The organism is Kosakonia sp. MUSA4, from assembly GCF_013085925.1.
GTDB lineage: Bacteria > Pseudomonadota > Gammaproteobacteria > Enterobacterales > Enterobacteriaceae > Kosakonia > Kosakonia sacchari_B.
The window spans coordinates 1-23,302 of record NZ_CP025697.1; the positions used below are offsets into that span (position 1 = coordinate 1).

The 23,302-nt window shown below is 53.8% G+C and carries 17 protein-coding genes, 1 rRNA gene, 1 riboswitch and 1 other annotated feature; of the genes, 13 read left to right on the forward strand and 5 right to left on the reverse strand.

Annotation, left to right across the window (positions count from 1 at the left end; genetic code table 11):
* Positions 1-82, forward strand: a sequence feature (23S ribosomal RNA rRNA prediction is too short).
* A 94-nt stretch (positions 83-176) separates the two neighbouring features.
* The 5 genes from rrf (at position 177) to aceK (ending at position 6,672) form a co-directional block, all read left to right on the forward strand.
* Positions 177-292, forward strand: a 5S ribosomal RNA gene (gene rrf / locus C0557_RS00005).
* 417 nt (positions 293-709) lie between these two features.
* A complete protein-coding gene (metA, locus tag C0557_RS00010) occupies positions 710-1,639 on the forward strand; it encodes a homoserine O-succinyltransferase (protein WP_208657070.1) in 930 nt (309 codons plus the stop codon).
* A gap of 246 nt (positions 1,640-1,885) precedes the next feature.
* The gene (aceB, locus tag C0557_RS00015) at positions 1,886-3,487 is read left to right on the forward strand and encodes a malate synthase A (RefSeq protein WP_208657071.1); all 1,602 of its coding nucleotides are present in this window, start codon (positions 1,886-1,888) and stop codon (positions 3,485-3,487) included.
* 33 nt (positions 3,488-3,520) lie between these two features.
* Positions 3,521-4,825, forward strand: coding sequence for an isocitrate lyase (gene aceA, locus C0557_RS00020; RefSeq protein ID WP_074779887.1), 1,305 nt, complete (start codon positions 3,521-3,523; stop codon positions 4,823-4,825).
* A 98-nt stretch (positions 4,826-4,923) separates the two neighbouring features.
* On the forward strand, positions 4,924-6,672 hold the full coding sequence (aceK, locus tag C0557_RS00025) for a bifunctional isocitrate dehydrogenase kinase/phosphatase (protein WP_208657072.1): 1,749 nt from the start codon (positions 4,924-4,926) through the stop codon (positions 6,670-6,672).
* Positions 6,673-6,676: 4 nt separating this feature from the next.
* Here aceK and C0557_RS00030 read toward each other — a convergent pair whose 3' ends face one another.
* Positions 6,677-7,699, reverse strand: coding sequence for a hypothetical protein (locus C0557_RS00030; RefSeq protein WP_208657073.1), 1,023 nt, complete (start codon positions 7,697-7,699; stop codon positions 6,677-6,679).
* Positions 7,700-7,872: 173 nt separating this feature from the next.
* Complete coding sequence (iclR, locus tag C0557_RS00035; protein ID WP_071921801.1) at positions 7,873-8,697, reverse strand: glyoxylate bypass operon transcriptional repressor IclR; 825 nt, start codon at positions 8,695-8,697, stop codon at positions 7,873-7,875.
* A 195-nt stretch (positions 8,698-8,892) separates the two neighbouring features.
* Between iclR and metH the strand changes: the two genes are divergently transcribed.
* The 5 genes from metH (at position 8,893) to rluF (ending at position 16,886) form a co-directional block, all read left to right on the forward strand.
* Positions 8,893-12,579, forward strand: coding sequence for a methionine synthase (gene metH, locus C0557_RS00040; protein ID WP_208657074.1), 3,687 nt, complete (start codon positions 8,893-8,895; stop codon positions 12,577-12,579).
* Positions 12,580-12,853: 274 nt separating this feature from the next.
* Positions 12,854-13,630: a hypothetical protein gene (locus C0557_RS00045; RefSeq protein ID WP_208657075.1), complete on the forward strand. Its 777-nt coding sequence runs from the start codon at positions 12,854-12,856 to the stop codon at positions 13,628-13,630.
* Positions 13,614-14,081: a hypothetical protein gene (locus C0557_RS00050; protein ID WP_208657076.1), complete on the forward strand. Its 468-nt coding sequence runs from the start codon at positions 13,614-13,616 to the stop codon at positions 14,079-14,081. The genes C0557_RS00045 and C0557_RS00050 overlap by 17 nt, the downstream gene beginning before the upstream one ends.
* Positions 14,082-14,255: 174 nt before the next feature.
* Positions 14,256-15,887 (forward strand): Na/Pi cotransporter family protein, encoded by a 1,632-nt coding sequence (locus C0557_RS00055; protein WP_208657077.1) that lies wholly within the window; start codon positions 14,256-14,258, stop codon positions 15,885-15,887.
* Between the two features lie 135 nt (positions 15,888-16,022).
* Positions 16,023-16,886 (forward strand): 23S rRNA pseudouridine(2604) synthase RluF, encoded by an 864-nt coding sequence (rluF, locus tag C0557_RS00060; protein WP_208657078.1) that lies wholly within the window; start codon positions 16,023-16,025, stop codon positions 16,884-16,886.
* On the opposite strand, the gene C0557_RS00065 is transcribed toward rluF, so the two are convergent.
* The gene (locus tag C0557_RS00065; protein ID WP_208657079.1) at positions 16,887-17,159 is read right to left on the reverse strand and encodes a DUF3811 domain-containing protein; all 273 of its coding nucleotides are present in this window, start codon (positions 17,157-17,159) and stop codon (positions 16,887-16,889) included.
* Positions 17,160-17,335: 176 nt separating this feature from the next.
* Here C0557_RS00065 and C0557_RS00070 point away from each other — a divergent pair, with 176 nt between their 5' ends.
* Positions 17,336-17,692 (forward strand): type II toxin-antitoxin system RelE/ParE family toxin, encoded by a 357-nt coding sequence (locus tag C0557_RS00070; RefSeq protein WP_208657080.1) that lies wholly within the window; start codon positions 17,336-17,338, stop codon positions 17,690-17,692.
* Entirely contained in the window at positions 17,689-18,027 is a 339-nt protein-coding gene (locus tag C0557_RS00075; RefSeq protein WP_074779869.1) for a helix-turn-helix domain-containing protein, read from the forward strand. Before C0557_RS00070 ends, C0557_RS00075 begins: the two co-directional genes overlap by 4 nt.
* A 50-nt stretch (positions 18,028-18,077) precedes the next feature.
* Here C0557_RS00075 and panS read toward each other — a convergent pair whose 3' ends face one another.
* Positions 18,078-19,019 carry a bile acid:sodium symporter family protein gene (panS, locus tag C0557_RS00080; protein ID WP_208657081.1) on the reverse strand — a complete coding sequence of 314 codons (942 nt, stop codon included), beginning with the start codon at positions 19,017-19,019 and terminating at the stop codon, positions 18,078-18,080.
* Between the two features lie 94 nt (positions 19,020-19,113).
* The gene (gene lysC / locus C0557_RS00085) at positions 19,114-20,463 is read right to left on the reverse strand and encodes a lysine-sensitive aspartokinase 3 (protein ID WP_208657082.1); all 1,350 of its coding nucleotides are present in this window, start codon (positions 20,461-20,463) and stop codon (positions 19,114-19,116) included.
* 91 nt (positions 20,464-20,554) lie between these two features.
* A riboswitch (Lysine riboswitch) is annotated at positions 20,555-20,750 on the reverse strand.
* Positions 20,751-21,252: 502 nt separating this feature from the next.
* Here lysC and pgi point away from each other — a divergent pair.
* The gene (pgi, locus tag C0557_RS00090; protein WP_208657083.1) at positions 21,253-22,902 is read left to right on the forward strand and encodes a glucose-6-phosphate isomerase; all 1,650 of its coding nucleotides are present in this window, start codon (positions 21,253-21,255) and stop codon (positions 22,900-22,902) included.
* Positions 22,903-23,302: the final 400 nt, after the last annotated feature.

The window sequence follows — 23,302 nt, forward strand, 5'->3', positions numbered from 1 at the left end:
ACGACGACGTTGATAGGCCGGGTGTGTAAGCGCAGCGATGCGTTGAGCTAACCGGTACTAATGAACCGTGAGGCTTAACCTTACAACGCCGAAGATGTTTTGGCGTGAGAGACGATATTCAGCCTGATACAGATTAGACCGGTGTGCCCTTGGGGCATGGCGGTAAACAGAATTTGCCTGGCGGCACTAGCGCGGTGGTCCCACCTGACCCCATGCCGAACTCAGAAGTGAAACGCCGTAGCGCCGATGGTAGTGTGGGGTCTCCCCATGCGAGAGTAGGGAACTGCCAGGCATCAAATCGGTGAAGAGGCCATCCGTAAGGATGGCCTTTTTGCGTTGAGCCAGAAGCTGAAGCGGAACAGACAGGGAAGCCCCGTGCGCAGGCACGGGGATTTTTGTTATTGTTTCAGCAGAATTTAATGACTAAAGGGTATAGCTATGATCGGGCTGTACGCTCAGCTTTATAAAAATCGCATAGTTGTACGCAACCTCAATACTCAGCCGCAGCTTTCCTCTGAGCGATCGGCATGGGCCAGCCCAAAAATTCCCCTTCACAGCACGACAAAAAATCTAAAATCATTTCATAGGCGGAGCGCGACGTGAAACTTTCTCACCTTTCACTTGCGGACTCGACATTTTGCTTATTCCTGGGTATCTTCGGCTATCTGGATGTCTAAACGTTTAAACGTATGCAGTGAGGATATAAGTTATGCCGATTCGGGTGCAGGACGAGCTGCCAGCCGTCAATTTCTTGCGTGACGAGAACGTCTTTGTGATGACGACTTCGCGCGCGACAGTTCAGGAGATCCGCCCTCTGAAGGTGTTGATCCTGAACCTGATGCCAAAGAAGATTGAGACGGAAAATCAGTTCCTGCGTCTGCTGTCGAACTCACCGCTACAGGTTGATGTGCGCCTGCTGCGCATCGATTCCCGCGAGTCGCGCAACACGCCAGCTGAGCACCTGAATACCTTTTACTGTAATTTTGATGAAATCTGCCACGAAAATTATGATGGCCTGATTGTTACCGGCGCGCCACTGGGCCTGGTTGAGTTTAACGATGTTGCCTACTGGCCGCAGATCGAGCAGGTCCTGGAGTGGGCGAAAGATCACGTTACCTCAACATTGTTTGTCTGTTGGGCGGTACAGGCCGCACTCAATATTCTTTATGGCATTCCCAAGCAGACCCGCAGTGAAAAGCTCTCCGGCGTGTATGAACACCACATCCTTCATCCCCATGCGCTGCTGACGCGCGGTTTTGACGATGTATTCCTTGCTCCGCACTCCCGCTATGCGGATTTCCCGTCTGCACTGATCCGCGACTACACCGATCTGGAGATCCTGGCCGAAACAGAAGAGGGTGATGCCTACCTGTTTGCCAGCAAAGATAAACGCATTGCGTTCGTGACTGGCCACCCGGAGTACGACGCCAACACGCTGGCGAATGAATATTTCCGCGATGTGGAAGCGGGCCTCAGTCCTGAGCTGCCGCATAACTACTTCCCGAAAGACGATCCGCAGAATAAACCGCGCGCCTCCTGGCGCAGCCACGGCAATCTGCTGTTCATCAACTGGCTCAACTACTACGTCTACCAGATCACGCCATACGATCTGCGGCACATGAATCCGACGCTGGATTAAGCGTTTCAGCCCTATATACCAGGCGCCTTCGGGCGCCTTTTTTATTTCCGAAAATCACTTCTCAACATAATAAAACTATAACTTCATTGTTATCAGATAGTTATTGTGTTTTTAATTATAAAATGGAAATTGTTTTTGATTTTGGAAAAATTATTAGCCAGGATTGATCCTGCTGAACGAAAACTGCACAAACGATCTTCGTCAGCATTGGGAAATGTCTTTGCTGCAAAAAAGAGGAATCGCACCATGACACAACAGGCAACAACAACCGATGAACTGGCCTTTACACAGCCGTACGGCGAGCAAGAGAAGCTGATCCTTACTCCGGCAGCAGTGGAGTTTCTGAGCGAGCTGGTAACCCGCTTTACGCCAAAACGTAATCAGCTACTGGCAGCACGTCAGCGCCAGCAGCAACAAATTGATGCCGGTACGTTGCCTGGATTTATTTCGGAAACAGCTTCCATTCGTGAATCCGACTGGACGATTCGCGGAATACCGGAAGATCTGCTCGATCGCCGCGTGGAAATCACCGGGCCGGTGGAACGCAAAATGGTCATCAATGCGCTGAATGCCAACGTCAAAGTCTTCATGGCGGATTTTGAAGATTCGCTGGCGCCGAACTGGGAGAAAGTGATCGATGGGCAGATCAACCTGCGCGATGCGGTCAACGGCACCATCAGCTACATCAATGAAGCTGGTAAGATTTATCAGTTAAAGCCCAACCCGGCGGTTCTGGTCTGTCGCGTGCGCGGCTTACATCTGCCAGAAAAGCATGTGACCTGGCGTGGTGAAGCGATCCCCGGCAGTCTGTTCGACTTTGCGCTCTACTTCTTCCATAACCATAAAAACCTGCTCGCCAAAGGCAGCGGTCCCTATTTTTATCTGCCGAAAACCCAGTCCTGGCACGAAGCGGCTTGGTGGAGTGAGGTGTTCAGTTATACCGAAGATCGGTTCAATTTGCCGCGCGGCACCATCAAAGCGACGTTGCTGATTGAAACGCTGCCTGCGGTGTTTCAGATGGACGAAATCCTGCACGCGCTGCGCGACCATATTGTCGGGCTGAATTGCGGACGCTGGGATTACATCTTCAGCTATATCAAAACCCTGAAAAACTATCCGGATCGGGTTTTGCCGGATCGCCAGGTGGTCACCATGGATAAGCCGTTCCTCAGCGCTTATTCCCGCCTGTTAATCAAAACCTGTCATCGCCGCGGCGCATTCGCGATGGGCGGCATGGCAGCGTTTATTCCCAGTAAAGATGCCGAACGCAACAACTGGGTGCTGAATAAAGTGAAAGCCGACAAAGAACTCGAAGCGCGTAACGGCCACGACGGCACCTGGATTGCTCACCCTGGCCTTGGCGATACGGTGATGGACGTGTTCAACGCCACCCTCGGTGATAATAAAAACCAGTTGTTTGTCAGCCGTGAAGACGATGCCCCAATCACCGCCGAGCAGCTGCTGGCGCCGTGTGAAGGCGAACGCACCGAAGAGGGAATGCGCGCCAATATTCGCGTCGCGGTGCAATACATCGAAGCGTGGATCTCCGGCAATGGCTGCGTACCGATTTACGGGCTGATGGAAGATGCCGCCACCGCCGAAATCTCCCGCACCTCTATCTGGCAGTGGATCCACCACGAAAAGACGCTCAGCAACGGTAAACCGGTGACCAAAACGCTGTTCCGCCAGATGCTGGCCGAAGAGATGCGGGTTATTCAGGACGAGCTGGGCGAGCACCGATTCAGCAGCGGTCGTTTTGATGATGCCGCGCGCCTGATGGAGCAGATCACCACCTCTGATGAGCTGATCGACTTCCTGACGTTGCCCGGCTATCGCTTACTGGCTTAATTCACCCACCCGACACCTATGGAGCATCTGCATATGAAAACCCGTACCCAACAAATCGAAGAATTACAAAAAGAGTGGACGCAACCGCGCTGGGAAGGCATCCGCCGCCCATACAGCGCGGAAGAGGTGGTGAAATTACGCGGTTCGGTCAACCCGGAATGTACGCTGGCGCAACTGGGCGCGGCCAAAATGTGGCGGCTGCTGCATGGCGAATCGAAAAAGGGTTATATCAATAGCCTTGGCGCGCTGACCGGCGGCCAGGCTTTACAACAGGCGAAAGCGGGGATCGAGGCAGTTTATCTCTCCGGCTGGCAGGTTGCCGCAGATGCTAACCTGGCCTCCAGTATGTATCCGGATCAGTCGCTTTATCCGGCGAACTCGGTGCCGTCGGTGGTCGAACGGATTAACAATACCTTCCGCCGTGCCGATCAGATCCAGTGGGCTTCCGGTATTGAACCGGGCGATCCGCGTTTTGTGGACTATTTCCTGCCAATCGTGGCGGATGCCGAAGCCGGTTTTGGCGGTGTGCTTAATGCCTTTGAACTGATGAAATCGATGATTGAAGCCGGTGCTGCTGCCGTTCACTTTGAAGATCAGCTCGCGTCGGTGAAAAAATGCGGGCATATGGGCGGCAAAGTGCTGGTACCCACGCAGGAAGCGGTGCAGAAACTGGTGGCGGCGCGTCTGGCGGCAGATGTGCTGGGCGTTCCGACGCTGTTGGTGGCGCGTACCGATGCGGATGCAGCCGATCTGATCACCTCCGATTGCGATCCCTATGACAGCGCCTTTATTACCGGCGAGCGCACCAGCGAAGGTTTCTACCGCACAAATGCCGGGGTTGAGCAGGCTATCAGCCGCGGGCTGGCTTACGCTCCTTATGCCGATTTGGTGTGGTGCGAAACCTCGACGCCAGATCTCAAACTGGCACGCCGGTTTGCCGATGCGATCCATGCAAAATACCCCGGCAAACTGCTGGCCTACAACTGCTCGCCGTCGTTCAACTGGAAAAAGAATCTCGACGACAACACCATCGCCCGCTTCCAGCAGGAGCTGTCGGACATGGGGTACAAATTCCAGTTCATTACCCTCGCCGGTATTCACAGCATGTGGTTCAACATGTTCGACCTGGCGCACGCCTATGCGCAGGGCGAAGGGATGAAACACTACGTTGAGAAGGTGCAGCAGCCGGAGTTCGCCGCAGGCAAAGAGGGTTACACCTTCGTTTCTCACCAGCAGGAAGTCGGCACGGGCTACTTCGACCGGGTCACCACCATTATTCAGGGCGGTACCTCTTCGGTGACCGCGCTGACAGGCTCGACCGAAGAAGCGCAGTTCTGATTGTCGATACCCGGCAGGCAGAAAGCTGCCGGGTTTGCGGCTCCTCGTCTGCCGGATAACGCTCTCCGGCAACACTTTGCCCGACATGAGGACAAAAGATGTCGCGTGGCCTGGAACTACTGATTGCACAAACCATTCTGCAAGGCTTCGATGCGCAATATGGGCGCTTCCTGGAGGTCACATCCGGCGCCCAGCAGCGTTTTGAACAGGCGGACTGGCAGGCTGTGCAGCAGGCGATGAAGCAGCGCATTCATCTTTACGACCATCATGTTGGCCTGGTGGTGGAACAGTTACGCTGCATCACTGACAGCCAAAGCCCCGACGCGGCGTTTCTGCTGCGGGTTAAAGAGCATTACACCCGGCTGCTGCCGGATTACCCCCGCTTTGAGATTGCCGAAAGTTTTTTCAATTCGGTCTACTGCCGCCTGTTCGATCACCGATCATTAACGCCGGAACGCTTATTTATCTTTAGCTCGCAGCCGGAGCGTCGCTTTCGCACCATCCCGCGCCCGCTGGCGAAAGATTTTTGGCCGGAACGCGGCTGGGAGGCGTTACTCAGTAAAGTGCTGACGGATTTACCGCTGCGCCTGCCGTGGCAGGACAAAACGCGCGATATCGGTTATATCACGGCGCATTTGCAGGAGGCTTTCGGCCACGAAGTGCTGGCGAAATCGCATCTGCAAGTGGCAAATGAACTGTTTTATCGCAATAAGGCGGCCTGGCTGGTCGGCAAACTCGTCACCCCGCTGGCAACGCTGCCCTTTTTGCTGCCGATCCACCGCACGGATGAAGGCGAACTGTTTGTCGATACCTGTCTGACCACGTCTGCTGAAGCCAGCATCGTGTTTGGCTTTGCCCGCTCCTATTTTATGGTTTATGCGCCGCTGCCCGCCGCGACGGTGGAGTGGCTGCGGGAGATCCTGCCGGGCAAAACCACCGCCGAGTTGTATATGGCGATTGGCTGCCAGAAGCACGGCAAAACCGAAAGTTACCGCGAATACCTGAACTACATTCGCGCCAGCAATGAGCAGTTTATTGAAGCGCCGGGCATTCGCGGCATGGTGATGCTGGTATTTACGCTGCCGGGGTTTGACCGGGTGTTTAAAGTGATCAAAGACGTCTTTCCTCCGCAAAAAGAGATGAGCGCGGCGCATGTTCGCGCCTGTTACCAGTTAGTCAAAGAGCACGATCGCGTCGGGCGCATGGCCGATACGCAGGAATTTGAAAACTTTGTGCTGGAAAAAAGGCAAATTTCGCCAGCGCTGATGGCGTTACTGCTGGAACAGGCGCCGGGCAAAATTACCGATCTCGGCGACAGTATCGCCATCAGCCATCTCTACATTGAGCGGCGCATGGTGCCGCTGAACATCTGGTTTGAGCAGGTCAAAGGCCAGCAACTGCGTGATGCGGTGGAAGAGTACGGCAACGCAATCCGCCAGCTTGCCGCCGCCAATATTTTCCCCGGCGATATGTTGTTCAAGAACTTTGGCGTCACCCGTCATGGCCGCGTCGTGTTCTACGACTACGATGAAATTTGCTATATGACGGAGGTTAATTTCCGCGATATTCCGCCGCCGCGCTACCCGGAAGATGAGTTGAGCGCTGAACCCTGGTACAGCGTGGCGCCCGGGGATGTTTTTCCGCAGGAGTTTCGTCACTGGCTGTGCGCCGATCCAGAAATCGGCCCGCTGTTTGAGGAGATGCACGCCGATTTATTGCGCGCCGACTACTGGCGAGGGTTACAGGAACGTATCCGGCAGGGACACGTGGAAGATGTCTATGCCTACCGTAAGCGCCAACGCTTTAGCATACGCTTCGGCACTGGCGCCTTACGGCAGGCGGGCTGAACGCTTAGTGGACGTGCAGGTTGAATTGCAGCACGTTATAAGCGGCGTAGCTAAAGAACAGTAAAATCGCCAGCGTCAGCAAAAAGGCGAGCGTACTCGCGGTGGCGGTGCGGAACAGGTGCGTTTTGCGCGGCGTCAGTAAGAGCGCGACCAGCGGGAAAATAAACACCAGATGGCCAACAAAGTCGGTAATGCCAAACGGAATAAAGGCCAGCACCACAATAATGGCAAACAGCCCGATACAGGCGTAACCCGCCAGCCTGCCGCTGAAAATATGCCAAATCAGACATAATTCCACGAAACCACAGGCGCGGACAAAGAACTCCCAGTTCAGGCCCATTGACAGATAGCTATGCGTTGTCAGCAACTGGTAATACAAACCAGGATGCAGGAATTTCTCAATCGCTCCCCACAGGAATGAGTAGCAAAGAATCAGACGCAGAAATTCCAGTTCCTTGCCGTACGCCTGCTGTTTCAGGGTGCTCTGGGTAATTAAATAAACGGCGATACCAATGAAGATAAAATAGTCCAGCATATGGTTCGCACCATAAAGCTGCACGGCATAGAGATAGAGCAGAATAATTAAGAACCCGGAGAAAAAGCTCGTTTTTCTCGAAAAAGCGGTAAACGCAATAACAAGGTGAATGTATCTAAGCCACGGATTAGCAACGACCAGTTCCGGGGTCAGAATAACCTGCGGGAAGAACGCGCCCAGCACCAGGAAAAAGAGTGCCGCGCCCCAGCGAATAATCTGCGGGACGTAATTGTGCGCATGATTTAAAAATGGCTGGCAGCGGTGGCAATCGATAAACGAAGGCAGTTTTCTGTCGAGTACCGACGTCGCAAATATTACTGCCGTTGAAAATGCCAGTAATAACCAGAAGCTCATCGCACCGGTCAATGATGTTATCGATAGCGGCGTTTGCTCAACGCCATAATTAACGAACCACTTCACATGCGCCATTGCGGAAAAGGGCAAGCACATAATGATAGAGGCCAGAATGCGGGCTTTACTCTTCATCATCATAATCTCATGAAAAAACGTGCCGACACGGTGCCATCGCCCTGGTGTGACGACAATGAGATAGCCCTTTTATGACTGGAGATAATCTCCCCGCGAGTTGAGACGATTCTTGTCGCAGGGGAGATAAATAAGTTTCAGCGTTTATTCGGTGGATAAAGAGGTAATAGTGAAAGTAATTAACGCATTCCGCCGTAGGCCAGCGTCACCTCTTTTGCGCCGCGAATGACCATGGCGCCCAGTTCGGTCACGCGGTCGTCAGTCATTCGCGATATTGGCCCGGAGATAGAGATCGCCGCGAATGGCTCGCCGTGTTCATCATAAATACAGGCAGCAACGCAGCGCAGACCCAGCGCATGTTCTTCATCGTCAAACGAGTAGCCGCGCTTGCGCGTCTGGGCGAGATCTTCTTTCAGATGTACTGGCGACACCAGCGTCGCGTGGGTATAAGCGTGCAGACCCTGGCGGTGCAGCAGATTACCGACCTGCTCATCGTCCAGCCGTGCTAAAAAGGCCTTACCTGCGCCGGAGGCGTGCATCGGCAGCTTGCCGCCAATGGGCGCGGACATCCGCATTAACTGGGTACACTGCACCTGATCGATAATAATGGCCTGATGATCGCTTTTATCCAGCACCGCAAGATTGACCGTCTCACCGGACTCTTCCATCAGCTTACGCAGGATCGGATGCACAATCGCCATCAGGTTACGGCTTTGCAGAAAGCTACTGCCGACAATAAAAGCATGCGCGCCGACCGCCCAGTGGCCCAGTTCGCCAACCTGACGGACAAAGCCCAGTTGCTGCATGGTAGTAAGCAGCCGATGGGTGGTGGAATTGGGCAAACCGGCCTGTTGCGCCAGCTCCGTCAGCGCGACGCTGCCGTGGGATTCAGCGATCCATTCCAGCAGTTTCAAACCGCGGGTCAATGACTGGACTTGTCCGCCGGCCGGAGCGGCTGGCGCGGTGGCTTTTCTGCCACGTTTGGCGGGAACGGAAGCGACCATCGGCTGGCTCCTTTTTCTGTATCGTGGAAATCATTTTCGTTTTGACTCAGTATAACGTAACTCTATGGCAGACTGATCGGATGAGTGAAGCTGAACATCTCTCATGTTAATCCGCTGCCGCTTTTCCGATCTGCCACTTTGTGCCAGTATGTTTTGCTGGCCTTTTGGCCTCATTAAGCCTTGTCGGGAGCACGTGTGAGCAGCAAAGTTGAACAACTGCAACAGCAGTTAAATGAACGCATTCTGGTTCTGGACGGTGGTATGGGTACCATGATCCAGAGCTATCGTCTGAGTGAGCAGGATTTTCGCGGCGAGCGCTTTGCCGACTGGCCCTGCGATCTGAAAGGAAACAACGACTTGCTGGTGCTCAGCAAGCCGGATGTGATAACCGCCATCCATGACGCCTATTTTGCGGCAGGCGCGGATATCATCGAAACCAATACCTTTAACTCGACGACCATCGCCATGGCGGATTACCAGATGGAGTCCCTGTCGGCGGAAATCAACTTTGCCGCAGCGAAACTGGCCCGCGCCTGTGCCGATAAATGGACCGCGCAAACGCCGGAAAAACCGCGTTACGTGGCCGGGGTGCTTGGCCCGACTAACCGCACCGCCTCCATTTCCCCGGATGTCAACGATCCGGCGTTTCGTAATGTCTCCTTCGATCAGCTGGTGGCGGCCTACCGTGAATCAACCAAAGCGCTGGTGGAAGGTGGTGCTGACCTGATCCTGATCGAAACGGTGTTCGATACGCTCAACGCCAAAGCGGCAATCTTTGCTGTTAAAGAAGAATTTGATGCGCTGGGTATTGAGCTGCCGATCATGATTTCCGGCACCATTACCGATGCGTCCGGGCGTACGCTTTCCGGCCAGACGACCGAGGCATTTTACAACTCGCTGCGCCATGCCGATGCGCTCACTTTCGGCCTTAACTGCGCGCTGGGGCCAGACGAACTGCGCCAGTACGTGCAGGAACTGTCGCGCATTGCCGAATGCTACATCACCGCGCACCCGAACGCCGGTCTGCCGAACGCCTTTGGCGAGTACGACCTTGATGCCGCCACCATGGCGACGCAGATCCGCGAGTGGGCGGAGGCCGGGTTCCTGAATATCGTCGGCGGTTGTTGCGGCACCACGCCGGAACATATCGCTGCCATGAGCAACGCTGTTGCCGGGCTGCCGCCGCGTAAACTGCCGGAAATCCCGGTGGCCTGCCGTCTTTCCGGGCTTGAGCCGCTGAATATCGGCGACGACAGCCTGTTTGTGAACGTCGGCGAACGAACTAACGTTACCGGCTCGGCCAAATTCAAGCGCCTGATCAAAGAAGAGAAATACAGCGAAGCGCTGGACGTGGCGCGCCAGCAGGTGGAAAGCGGTGCGCAGATCATCGATATCAACATGGATGAGGGGATGCTCGACGCCGAAGCGGCGATGGTGCGTTTCCTCAATCTGATCGCCGGCGAACCGGACATCGCCCGTGTGCCGATCATGATCGACTCCTCGAAGTGGGAGGTAATTGAAAAAGGGCTGAAATGCATCCAGGGCAAAGGCATTGTTAACTCCATCTCCATGAAAGAAGGGGTTGAGCCGTTTATCCATCATGCGAAACGCGTGCGCCGTTACGGTGCGGCGGTGGTGGTGATGGCCTTTGATGAAACCGGCCAGGCGGATACCCGCGCGCGCAAAATCGAGATTTGCCGCCGCGCCTATAAAATTCTCACCGAAGAGGTAGGATTCCCGCCGGAAGACATTATCTTCGACCCGAATATCTTCGCGGTGGCGACCGGGATTGAAGAGCACAACAACTATGCGCAGGACTTTATCGGCGCCTGTGAAGATATCAAACGCGAGCTGCCGCATGCGCTGATCTCCGGCGGCGTGTCGAACGTCTCCTTCTCCTTCCGCGGTAACGATCCGGTGCGTGAGGCGATTCACGCCGTCTTCCTTTATTACGCGATTCGCAACGGCATGGACATGGGGATCGTGAACGCCGGTCAGTTGGCGATTTATGACGATCTGCCCGCCGAGCTGCGCGATGGCGTTGAGGATGTGATTCTTAACCGTCGTGACGATGCCACGGAGCGCATGCTGGATCTGGCCGAGAAATATCGCGGCAGTAAAGGTGCGGATGATGGCGCACAGGCGCAACAGGCTGAGTGGCGTAGCTGGGATGTGAAAAAGCGCCTCGAATATTCGCTGGTAAAAGGTATTACCGAATTTATTGAGCAGGACACCGAAGAAGCCCGTCAGCAAGCCGCTCGCCCGATCGAGGTGATCGAAGGGCCGCTGATGGACGGTATGAACGTGGTCGGCGATCTGTTCGGCGAAGGTAAGATGTTCCTGCCGCAGGTCGTGAAATCCGCCCGCGTAATGAAGCAGGCGGTTGCTTACCTGGAGCCGTATATCGAAGCCAGCAAAGAGCAGGGTAAAAGCAACGGCAAGATGGTGATCGCCACCGTGAAAGGCGATGTGCACGATATCGGCAAAAACATCGTGGGCGTGGTGTTGCAGTGCAATAACTACGAAATCATCGATCTCGGTGTGATGGTGCCGGCCGATAAAATCCTGAAAACTGCGCGTGAAGTGAATGCTGATCTGATTGGCCTTTCCGGGCTGATTACGCCGTCGCTCGATGAGATGGTCAACGTGGCTAAAGAGATGGAGCGCCAGGGGTTCACCATTCCGCTGCTGATTGGCGGCGCGACCACGTCGAAAGCGCACACGGCGGTGAAAATCGAGCAGAACTACAGCGGGCCAACGGTTTATGTGCAGAACGCCTCGCGCACCGTCGGCGTAGTGTCGTCGCTGCTGTCGGACACGCAGCACGATGCGTTTGTCGCCCGCACCCGCAAAGAGTATGAAACGGTGCGCATTCAGCACGCGCGCAAAAAACCGCGCACGCCGCCGGTGACCTTGCAGATCGCACGGGAAAACGATCTGGCTTTCGACTGGGCCAGTTACACACCGCCGGTGGCGCATCGCCTCGGCGTACAGGAAGTCGCGGCCAGCATCGAGACGCTGCGCAACTATATCGACTGGACGCCGTTCTTTATGACCTGGTCGCTGGCGGGCAAGTATCCGCGCATTCTGGAAGATGAAGTGGTGGGTGAAGAGGCGAAGCGTCTGTTTAAGGATGCGAACGAGATGCTCGATATGCTGAGCGCGGAAAAACGGCTTAATCCGCGCGGTGTGGTCGGGCTGTTTCCGGCAAACCGCGTCGGCGATGACATCGAAATCTACCGTGACGAAACCCGCACGCAGGTGCTGACGGTCGGTTGCCATCTGCGTCAGCAGACCGAAAAAACCGGTTTCGCCAACTACTGCCTGGCCGATTTTGTCGCGCCGAAACAGAGCGGAAAAGCGGACTACATCGGCGCTTTTGCCGTGACCGGCGGGCTGGAAGAAGATGCGCTGGCAGAGGCTTACGATGCCGCACACGATGATTACAACAAAATCATGGTGAAAGCGGTATCCGATCGCCTTGCAGAGGCGTTTGCCGAATACCTGCACGAGCGGGTGCGTAAAGTGTACTGGGGTTATGCGCCAAACGAAAACCTCAGCAACGAAGAGCTGATCCGCGAGAACTACCAGGGAATTCGCCCCGCGCCGGGCTACCCTGCGTGCCCGGAGCACACCGAAAAAGGCACCATCTGGCAGTTGCTGGATGTGGAAAAACATACCGGTATGAAGCTGACAGAATCTTACGCCATGTGGCCGGGCGCCTCGGTTTCAGGCTGGTATTTCAGCCATCCGGACAGCAAGTATTTCGCCGTCGCGCAAATTCAGCGCGATCAGGTGGAAGATTATGCGCGGCGTAAAGGCATGTCCGTGTCAGAGGTTGAGCGCTGGCTGTCCTCGAATTTAGGCTACGACGCCGACTAACCGCAATACATTGCAGAGCAACGGGGCATTATTTAATGCCCCGTTTTTTTTCATCACTTTTCATAAAATCTTCACTAAGCAAACATAATACAAATTGAAACTAAGAACATTCTTAAAAGTGGATATTTTCTTAGACCGCTGTTCCTCTTCATGCGTATGATGGGCGTTGGCTCACAGGCAAGATTGCTTCCTTTTTTTGCAGTTCATTCGTTTGTCATAAATTTAACTTAGGTATTATAAAATGGATATTTATGATATAAGAAAAAGAAATCTATTGCCGAAGGATTATGAAAATATCCTCGCGCCGGACATCGCGAAAAATATTATCAGAAAGGAATATTTTATCGAAAGTAGTCCTAATAATGTCCTTGGGAGTATCGATGGCTATAGCATTAAAAAACACCACGGTTTTAAATATGGTTTACCGCACGATCCATTAGGCCATCAGAAAGAGAAATATATTGATAGTCTGGTAGACAGAGGCGTGGTGGTGGTGATGCGGCCAAATGTCAGCGCCCGCAACCGCTTCTACTATCCGTTTTTTATTGCGGAAAACGGCGCGCTGTTTTGCGTACAGGAGATGTCGTTTAACGCCGTCTATATCAGAACCATACTGAACGGTTTTAAAGACAGCGTGGCGATTCACGGCACGCCTGTGCCAACCCGCAGCAGCTTTGTGCCGGTAACGGCGGAGTACGGCCCCGGCTACTGGAAAACCAGCGAGACGGACTTCCACGGCGTTAAAAATGCGGCGGTGATGCTACTCAACCGCGCGACCAGTATGGGCGACCAGGGGCGTGTATTTGGCTCGGATGGCAAAGATTATATGAATACCTCGCGGGATAAAATCCAGCTGTGGACGCCCATTCCGGACAGCGTGACGTCAGATACCCGGGAAATCCTGTATAATCGTTCGGTAATCAGGCGCTATGGCGACAAGCGATCGATAAGTCAAAAATATCTCGAAGGTGATGATGCCTGGACGCAATCGGGTAAATCATGGCAATGGATTCCTGGGGTAAGGGATGAAGATTATGAGTTTAAAAAATAAGATATACCTGTTCTGGGGGATTATGGATGTACTGGCATTAGCCGGATATTTATTTTTTTCACTACAGGGTGGTAGTATTCCTTTTTATTCCGACATCCAGGGGTTTTATACCAACTACACGCAATTAGGCGTAGGTGGTTTAACCGGTGGACTGATCCAGTTGCTGTTCTTTATTAATATTGCACTGATCGTTTCATTAGCATTTTCTGGCTGGTGGATGATAGTTAAAAAGAATATCAATAATATCTTTTTAATCGTACAGGAAATTGGTCGGGTATTTTCGTTGAAGTGCTCCATTGCGCTAATCCCGCTGATTATGCATTTCTCCGATGTGCGTTCTCCGTGGATCGCCATCCTGCTGTTTGTCCTGTCGGAGGTGGTCAAAATTGGCTCTATTATGTGGATTAAACGAAATGATGAGTCGCAGGCCATGGATGCCGCCAGCCGTTAAGCGCTAAACCTTCATCGTTGTCACAAAACCGTCATTTTTCCTTACAACTCGCAGGATGCTTAAGCGGCGTTCTGCGCTATTCCTGGTTTTAACACCTTATACTTAAACCATAATGTTGTGGTTATCTATCCGCTGATAGCCAGCAACGCATAACAATAAGGAGGATCCCACTCAGTGCTGACTTTGCTTCATCTGTTATCTGCCGTTGCCTTGCTGGTATGGGGCACCCATATTGTCCGTACCGGCGTGATGCGCGTCTTTGGCGCTCGTTTACGGACGGTGCTCAGCCGCAGCGTAGAGAAAAAACCGCTCGCCTTCTGCGCGGGTATCGGCGTGACCGCGCTGGTGCAGAGCAGCAACGCGACGACCATGCTGGTGACATCCTTTGTGGCGCAGGATTTAGTGGCGCTGACCCCGGCGCTGGTGATTGTACTCGGTGCCGATGTCGGCACCGCGCTGATGGCGCGTGTGCTGACCTTCGATCTCTCCTGGCTGTCGCCGCTGTTGATCTTTATCGGCGTGATTTTCTTCCTCGGTCGCAAACAAACCCGTGAAGGACAACTGGGTCGCGTCAGTATTGGCCTCGGGCTGATCCTGCTGGCGCTGGAACTCATCGTGCAGGCGGTGACGCCAATCACTCAGGCAAGCGGGGTCCAGGTGATTTTTGCCTCGCTGACGGGGGATATTCTGCTGGATGCACTGATTGGCGCGGTCTTTGCGATTATCAGTTACTCAAGCCTGGCCGCCGTACTGCTGACGGCAACGCTGGCCGCCGCCAGTATTATTTCGTTTCCGGTGTCGCTGTGCCTGGTGATTGGTGCCAACCTGGGTTCCGGTCTGCTGGCGATGCTGAACAACAGTGCGGCTAATGCGGCAGCCCGCCGGGTGGCGCTCGGCAGCCTGCTGTTTAAGCTGGTAGGCAGCCTGATTATTCTGCCGTTTGTCCATGTGCTCGCCAGTTCGATGCAAAAACTGCCGCTGCCGGAAGCGGAGCTGGTGATTTACTTCCACGTTTTCTACAACCTGATCCGCTGTCTGGCGATGGTGCCGTTTGCCGGGCCGATGGCGCAATTTTGTAAACGCATCATTAGCGATGAACAGGAGCTGGATGCGCGTCTGAAACCTAAACATCTCGACAGCTCTGCGCTGGATACGCCGACGCTGGCGCTGGCGAATGCCGCGCGCGAAACGCTGCGCATAGGCGATGCCATGGAGCTGATGCTGGAAGGGTTGCATAAAGTGATGCACGGTGAGCCACGGCAGGAGAAAGAGCTGCGCAAGCTGGCGGATGACGTCAACGTGCTTTATACCGCTATCAAGCTCTATCTGGCGCGCATGCCGAAAGAGGAACTGGCGGAAGAGGAATCAAAACGCTGGGCGGAAATTATCGAGATGTCGCTTAACCTGGAGCAGGCTTCCGATATTGTCGAGCGGATGGGCAGTGAAATCGCCGACAAATCGTTAGCCGCACGACGCGCTTTTTCAGGGGAAGGGCTGAAAGAGCTGGATGCGCTGCATGAACGGCTGGTGGGGAATCTGAAACTGGCGATGTCGGTGTTTTTCTCCAGCGATGTCACCAGCGCCCGCCGACTGCGCCGCAGCAAGCACCGCTTCCGTATTATGAACCGGCGTTATGCACATGCGCACGTTGATCGATTGCATCAGCAAAACGTTCAGAGCATTGAAACCAGTTCGTTGCACCTTGGTTTGCTGGGAGACATGAAACGACTCAACTCCCTGTTCTGCTCGGTGGCCTATGGTGTTCTGGAACAACCCGATGAAGATGACGATCGCGACGATTATTAATTCCGCCGTGCCAGTGGGCACGGCTTTTAAAACCCCGGCTTTTATCGGGTTAGTGCACAAATTAATTTACGCACGATAAAAATCCATTTTTTCTCCCCTTAAAGACAGTTATATTCCGCTTTTACAGGAGAGTTTATGCTGCCAACCCAATCAACACGTTTAAACAAATATATCAGCGAAAGCGGGATTTGCTCGCGTCGTGAGGCCGATCGTTATATCGAGCAGGGCAATGTTTTTATCAACGGCAAGCGCGCCGGGATTGGCGATCAGGTTGTCGCCGGAGACGTTGTCAAAGTGAACGGTCAACTTATCGAGCCGCGAAATACGGAAGATCTGGTATTTATCGCGTTGAATAAACCGGTTGGCATTGTCAGTACCACCGAAGACGGCGAAAAAGACAATATTGTTGATTTTGTTAATCATAGTAGCCGTATCTTCCCCATCGGCCGTCTGGACAAAGATTCACAGGGGCTGATTTTTCTCACTAATCACGGCGACTTAGTGAATAAAATCCTGCGTGCAGGTAACGACCACGAAAAAGAGTATCTGGTGACCGTCAACAAACCGGTAACCGATGAGTTTATTCGGAGTATGGGCGCGGGCGTGCCGATCCTCGGTACGGTAACCAAAAAATGCAAGGTTAAGAAAGAAGCGCCTTTCACCTTCCGCATCACGCTGGTGCAGGGATTAAACCGCCAGATCCGCCGTATGTGCGAGCATTTCGGCTATGAAGTTACGAAGCTGGAACGCACGCGTATTATGAACGTCAGCCTCACCGGACTGCCGCCGGGCGAGTGGCGCGATTTAACCGACGACGAACTGATCGCGCTGTTCAAACTGATTGAGAACTCATCCTCAGAAGCAAAGCCGAAAGCCAAAGCAAAACCGCAGGCTGCGAAAAAACCGGCCGTCAATGTTGCGAAGCCCGAAGAGAAAAATCGGGGCAAACCGGCAGGTAAACGCTTTACCCAGCCGGGCAGGAAAAAGAAAGGGCGCTGATTAGCGTCTGCCGCGCGTTGAGGTATTTGCCGACCAGGAAAAGGTCGTGTTTTCATCTGGTTTATAAGCCTGCTGTTTTTTAACCTTGCGGGCTTTCTTCACTTCCACTTCACGCTGCTCCATCAGCTTATCGATGTACTCTTTTTTCACATGATTCGCTTCAGAATTGCTGAGCGGGCGTCCGTGCGCGATACGGGCGCGATCGAGCAGGGTTTTTAGCTCCCTCTGTTCGCTCTCCGTCATCTCTTTTTGCGTCAGTCTGGTCAGGGCCATGGGATTCTCTCCTCGGGAAGTGCAACGAGTGTACGCGATGCGACCAGGTAAAGCATGCGTAATGGTGCATAAACGCTGGAAAGCGCTTCGCATATTTGTCTGAATGCGGGTGACAATCGCTGACGTCGGCGTAACATCATGCAGATTTGGTATAAAATTTTATACAATGACGTGTTATGCTTGAGTTACGACCTGCCCTAAAGCCCATCGTTTGGCTGGGTTCGTCATATGAGGACTTATGTGCTTTTCCTGAAGATGTTCGCAAAGATGCTGGCTATCAACTGCACAAAATTCCGGCTGGCCTGGAAGCGTCGGACTGGAAAGCGATGGCTGAGGTTGGCGCTGGCGTGGCGGAAATCCGACTTCGTAATTACGCAGGCGCGTTCCGCGTTTTTTACCTGGCCAGGTTTGAAGATGCGCTTTATGTTTTGCACTGTTTTCATAAAACGTCTCAGCGCACTTCACTCTCAGATAAGGCGATAGCCCGTACCCGCTATCGTGCATTGGTTGAGCATTACAGGAGTCAAAAATGAAAACGACAACAGAAAATCTGATTGGTCATGTGACCCCGGCCGGTGCCAATATTTTTGCGGAACTGGGTTTTGCACCTGAAGCCGCAAATGCGCTTGCGCAGGATGCGGAAAGAGAGGTCATACAATTGCTGAGTATTAAACGGCAACTGATGCAGGAAATTGCAGGCTGGATAGCTGAAAACCACCTCAAACAGGCGGAAGTGGCGGCCAGACTCAATATTTCTCGCCCTCGCGTCTCTGATGTGGTCAATCAAAAAACCAGTAAATTTACCATTGATGCCCTGGTCACCATGCTGAGTAAACTCGGTAAGCCGGTGACGATTACGGTTGGGTAAAAAAATTAATCTGCCGGATGATATGTTTTTATCCGGCAGTGATTGCTGTGTTAACCCTCTTTCACCGCATCCGCGTTACGTCCGTCGACGGGTTTTCCGGACCAGTAACCCGCCAGCAGCGAGCCAGAGAGGTTATGCCAGACGGAGAACAACGCGCCAGGCAGTGCGGCGAGCGGGGAGAAGTAGATTTTACCCAGCGCGGCGGCCAGACCTGAGTTTTGCATGCCCACTTCAATCGCCAGCGTGCGGCAGGTGGATTCATCAAAGCCGAACAGGCGTCCGCCCCAGTAACCGCCCAGCAAACCGATGCTGTTGTGCAGGATCACCGCGACAATCACCACCAGGCCAACCGAGGCGATATACGCCGCAGAACCGGCCACTACCGCACTGATGATCGCCAGAATACACACCATCGAGAAGGCGGGCAGATACGGTTCGACCGCTTTCACCACGCGCGGGAACAGGTGATGCACAATCAACCCCAGCGCTATCGGGATCACCACAATTTGCAAAATACTGAGCAGCATCCCCATCACATCCACCTGGATATGCGCATCAACGTACAGGCGTGTCAGCAGCGGTGTGGCGATCACACCGACCAGAGTTGAGACGGAAGAGATAGTGACCGACAGCGCGACGTCGCCTTTTGCCAGGTAGATCATCACATTCGACGCCGTACCGCTGGCGACGCTGCCGACCAGCACCATTCCGGCGGACAAATCCGGCGGCATCTTAAAGAGCAGCGCCAGCAGCCATGCCGCCAGCGGCATCACCAGATAGTGCAGGAAAATTCCTGCGGCGACCGGCGCCGGGCGAGAGAGCACGCGTTTAAAATCATCGAGTTTCAGGTGCACGCCCATGCCGAACATAATCAGCATCAGCAGCGTGGTCACCCACGGACCGATGGCGACGAACGTGGGCGGGAAGTAATAAGCGAGGACGGAAAGCAGCAGCGCCCATAACGGGAACAGCCGCGTCAGTGTTGCGAGCATGTGAGGAATTCCTTGCGATTGTTGTGTTGTGTTTTTTTATAAAAAGGCCGGGTTCGTGCCCGGCCATAGTTATTGTTTATCGTGCTAAGGAATTTTATTCAAACAAATTATGATGCAGCTTCTGTACAACTTGCTCGGCTTCGGCGCCAGGCACCAGGAAGCAGAGGTTATGGCTGGATGCGCCGTAGCAGATCATGCGGATGTTGAACGGGTCGAGCACGCCAAACACCTCTTTCCCCACGCCGCAGGCTTTCGACAGCTCATTGCCAATCAGCGCCACCAGCGCCAGGTTCTCTTCTACTTCCACGCGGCACAGCGATGACAGCTCGGTCAGCAGTGACTGGGTCAGCAGCGTATCGCCAGTTGACGTTGAGCCGGTGGTATCCAGCGTCAGCGCCACGCTCACTTCGGAGGTGGTGATCAGATCGACAGAGATATTGTGCCGTGCCAGGATGCCAAACACTTCGGCCAGGAAGCCACGGGAGTGCAGCATGTTCAGGCTGTGCAGCGTCAGCAGCGTTTGTCTGCGGCGCAGCGCCAGCGCGCGGAACAGCGGTGGATTCGTGGTGTTGTTGCATACCAGCGTACCGCCTGCTTTCGGGTCTTTGCTGGAGCCGACAAACACCGGAATGTCGCTGCGCACGGCGGGCAACAGGGTGGCCGGATGCAGTACTTTCGCGCCAAAAGTGGCCATCTCAGCCGCTTCTTCAAAGGCGATTTCATCAATGCGTTTTGCTGCCGGAACGATGCGCGGATCGGTGGTGTAGATGCCCGGAACATCTGTCCAGATATCCACACGCGAGGCGTGCAGCGCTTCACCCAACAGGGCGGCCGTATAGTCGCTGCCACCACGGCCCAGCGTGGTGGTACGGCCTTTGGCTTCGCTACCGATAAAGCCCTGGGTAATGATTAACCCTTCGCTGAGGCGCGGCGCGAGCTGCTGGGCGGAAAGCTCCGCCAGCGCGGTGACATCCGGCTCGGCACGGCCAAAGCGATCGCTGGTACGCATGACTTTACGCACGTCAAACCACCGCGCCTGGACGTTACGTTCACGCAGCACTTCAACAAACAGCAGGGTCGACATTAATTCGCCGTGGCTCACCAGCTCGTCGGTCAGGGCAGTAGAGGTCGCCAGCGAAGCAGCTTCCGCGAGGGTGGTGATATTTTCCAGCAGGCGTTCGATCTCTTCACGAATCACGGAAGGATTCGCCATACGTTCCAGGATATCGAACTGAATTTTGCGGATAGCATCGAGTTTTACGAAGCGCTCGCTGGCTTCCAGCCCTTCAGACAGAGCAACCAGCAGATTGGTCACGCCCGCAGAGGCGGAGAGAACAACCAGACGGACGCTGGCATCGGCAAGCACCACGTCCGCACTGCGGTTCATGGCATCGTAATCGGCAACACTGGTGCCGCCAAATTTGGCGACAACTAAACTCGTCATAACAACCTCGTGTCAGGGGATCCAATATTCAGCCTTGGCACAAGGAAAGAGCGAAAAACAGGGGTGGCGCAGATAGCAAAACAACTACGTTTTCCCCAGAAGCGCTCCACCTTGCGAAACGCCCGACTGCGAACGTTTCTGGTGACAACCCAGAGGATTCAGCCTCTGTAGCCGATAACGAACGCTGCCAGGCGCTTTGTTATCTCGGCGTTGCTCCCCCTCAGGTGTTTTCTTTAGTCTGGCACTTCGAACACCGTGTACCTGGGCAACGCGCCTCTTCTGGCTATTACCTTCGCCTTTCGCGCCGTGGCGGTGTTGGCTGCCTTCACTTACCCCGGTCACTTACCGATGTAAGCTCCCGGGGATGCGCTCAGTTGCCGCCTGGCCACAACACGAAATGCGTTGGTAATACATTACCGTTGTCTCTCACGCGAAAGCGGCGTTGGCTCGGGTAACTTAAAGCTGGCTGGTGGCGGTATGCATGTCGGGCCTACCTACTCTGTAGGCCGGATAAACGCAGCGCCATCCAGCAATCTTCTTCTGCGCCCGTGCGCAAGAAGTGTGATTATAAATAAAGTGTTAGCGGGGGCACTGTCAACGCCGGGATTATGCGGATTTTTCATGCGGCTTTCGCCATCAGTAAAATGACTTATGTTATGCGGGTAATCGACCATTTTCGCCGTGCTTGAGCCGCAGAACAGAGGGGCGGGCACAAAAACCATCACAATTTTCCCCGGCAGGCGCTACAATCGACCGCAGTCACAATTCTCAAATCAGAAGAGTATTGCTATGAAAAACATCAACCCAACGCAGACCTCTGCCTGGCAGGCATTACAAAAACACTACGCTGACATGAAGGACGTCACTATCGCGGATCTGTTCGCGAAAGACGGCGGCCGTTTTAGTAAGTTTTCCGCAACCTTCGATGATCTGATGCTGGTGGATTTCTCCAAAAACCGCATCACGCAAGAGACTCTGGACAAGCTGCTGGCGCTCGCCAAAGAGACCGATCTGGCAGCGGCTATTAAATCCATGTTCTCCGGCGAGAAGATTAACCGCACCGAAGATCGCGCCGTCCTGCACGTTGCGCTGCGTAACCGTAGCAATACCCCGATTCTGGTTGATGGCAAAGATGTGATGCCGGAAGTGAACGCTGTGCTGGAGAAGATGAAAACCTTCTCTGAAGCGATCATTTCAGGCGCATGGAAAGGCTATACCGGCAAACCGATCACTGACGTGGTGAACATCGGTATTGGTGGCTCCGATCTCGGTCCGTTTATGGTCACCGAAGCGCTGCGCCCTTACAAAAATCACCTGAACATGCATTTCGTCTCTAACGTCGATGGTACACATATCGCCGAAGTGCTGAAAAAAGTGAACCCGGAAACCACGCTGTTCCTCGTGGCCTCTAAAACCTTCACCACCCAGGAAACCATGACCAACGCCCACAGCGCGCGCGACTGGTTCCTGAAAACCGCCGGTGACGAAAAACACGTTGCGAAACACTTCGCCGCACTCTCCACCAACGGCAAAGCGGTTGGTGAGTTTGGTATCGACACCGCGAACATGTTTGAATTCTGGGATTGGGTGGGCGGCCGCTACTCACTGTGGTCTGCCATCGGTCTGTCGATCATCCTCTCCGTGGGCTTCGACAACTTTGTTGAGCTGCTCTCCGGCGCTCACGCGATGGACAAACACTTCTCCACTACGGAGCCGTCGAAAAACCTGCCGGTGCTGCTGGCGCTGATCGGCATCTGGTACAACAACTTCTTCGGTGCTGAAACCGAAGCTATCCTGCCGTATGACCAGTATATGCACCGCTTTGCCGCCTACTTCCAGCAGGGCAACATGGAATCTAACGGTAAATACGTTGACCGTAACGGCAACGCCGTGGATTACCAGACCGGCCCGATTATCTGGGGTGAACCGGGGACTAACGGTCAGCACGCGTTCTATCAGCTGATTCACCAGGGAACCAAAATGGTGCCGTGTGATTTCATCGCGCCGGCCATCACCCACAACGCGCTTTCCGATCACCACCAGAAGCTGCTGTCTAACTTCTTCGCCCAGACCGAAGCGCTGGCGTTTGGTAAATCCCGTGAAGTGGTTGAGCAGGAATACCGTGACCAGGGTAAAGATCCGGCCACGCTGGAACACGTTGTGCCGTTCAAAGTGTTTGAAGGCAACCGTCCGACCAACTCCATCCTGCTGCGTGAAATCACGCCGTTTAGCCTCGGTGCACTGATCGCGCTCTACGAGCACAAGATCTTCACTCAGGGCGCTATCCTCAATATCTTCACCTTCGACCAGTGGGGCGTGGAGTTGGGTAAACAGCTGGCGAACCGCATTCTGCCTGAGCTGGGCGATGATAAAGCCATCTCCAGCCATGACAGTTCAACCAACGGTCTGATTAACCGCTACAAATCCTGGCGCGGCTAATCGAACCACCGATAAAGCGTCGCTTCGGCGGCGCTTTTTTTTGCCTGCCGAATATATTAATCCCCTGTGCATATATATTGGTTCCGGGTTTCCACAATATATATAAGCGATTCTGATATTGATATTTTCCCTTTGCTAAATTATGGAGAGGTGATGATTCTCTGCGGCAGATATCGGGGATCAGGTTTATCTGAAAAAGCTGTCATTACTTCCAGACATTGCTATACATTTTAGGACTAGCCTTATTGTATCAACCTTTCGCAATTATTTAATTGTTTGAATTACATCACATTTTTATGTAATTACTTTCTCAGATGTACCTTATTTGCCAATTCTCCTAAAAGATTCCCTGCTATTTCCCGTTGCGTAATTCATCTGCTTTAGTTGTGTATACTCGATA

What these genes read in the sequence shown, in the direction of transcription:
- metA (WP_208657070.1), top strand. Translation starts at nt 710, where the DNA reads ATGCCGATTCGGGTGCAGGACGAGCTGCCAGCCGTCAATTTCTTGCGT.
- aceB (WP_208657071.1), top strand. Translation starts at nt 1,886, where the DNA reads ATGACACAACAGGCAACAACAACCGATGAACTGGCCTTTACACAGCCG.
- aceA (WP_074779887.1), top strand. Translation starts at nt 3,521, where the DNA reads ATGAAAACCCGTACCCAACAAATCGAAGAATTACAAAAAGAGTGGACG.
- aceK (WP_208657072.1), top strand. Translation starts at nt 4,924, where the DNA reads ATGTCGCGTGGCCTGGAACTACTGATTGCACAAACCATTCTGCAAGGC.
- C0557_RS00030 (WP_208657073.1), bottom strand. Translation starts at nt 7,699, where the DNA reads ATGATGATGAAGAGTAAAGCCCGCATTCTGGCCTCTATCATTATGTGC.
- iclR (WP_071921801.1), bottom strand. Translation starts at nt 8,697, where the DNA reads ATGGTCGCTTCCGTTCCCGCCAAACGTGGCAGAAAAGCCACCGCGCCA.
- C0557_RS00050 (WP_208657076.1), top strand. Translation starts at nt 13,614, where the DNA reads ATGAGTTTAAAAAATAAGATATACCTGTTCTGGGGGATTATGGATGTA.
- rluF (WP_208657078.1), top strand. Translation starts at nt 16,023, where the DNA reads ATGCTGCCAACCCAATCAACACGTTTAAACAAATATATCAGCGAAAGC.
- C0557_RS00065 (WP_208657079.1), bottom strand. Translation starts at nt 17,159, where the DNA reads ATGGCCCTGACCAGACTGACGCAAAAAGAGATGACGGAGAGCGAACAG.
- C0557_RS00070 (WP_208657080.1), top strand. Translation starts at nt 17,336, where the DNA reads ATGCTTGAGTTACGACCTGCCCTAAAGCCCATCGTTTGGCTGGGTTCG.
- C0557_RS00075 (WP_074779869.1), top strand. Translation starts at nt 17,689, where the DNA reads ATGAAAACGACAACAGAAAATCTGATTGGTCATGTGACCCCGGCCGGT.
- panS (WP_208657081.1), bottom strand. Translation starts at nt 19,019, where the DNA reads ATGCTCGCAACACTGACGCGGCTGTTCCCGTTATGGGCGCTGCTGCTT.
- lysC (WP_208657082.1), bottom strand. Translation starts at nt 20,463, where the DNA reads ATGACGAGTTTAGTTGTCGCCAAATTTGGCGGCACCAGTGTTGCCGAT.
- pgi (WP_208657083.1), top strand. Translation starts at nt 21,253, where the DNA reads ATGAAAAACATCAACCCAACGCAGACCTCTGCCTGGCAGGCATTACAA.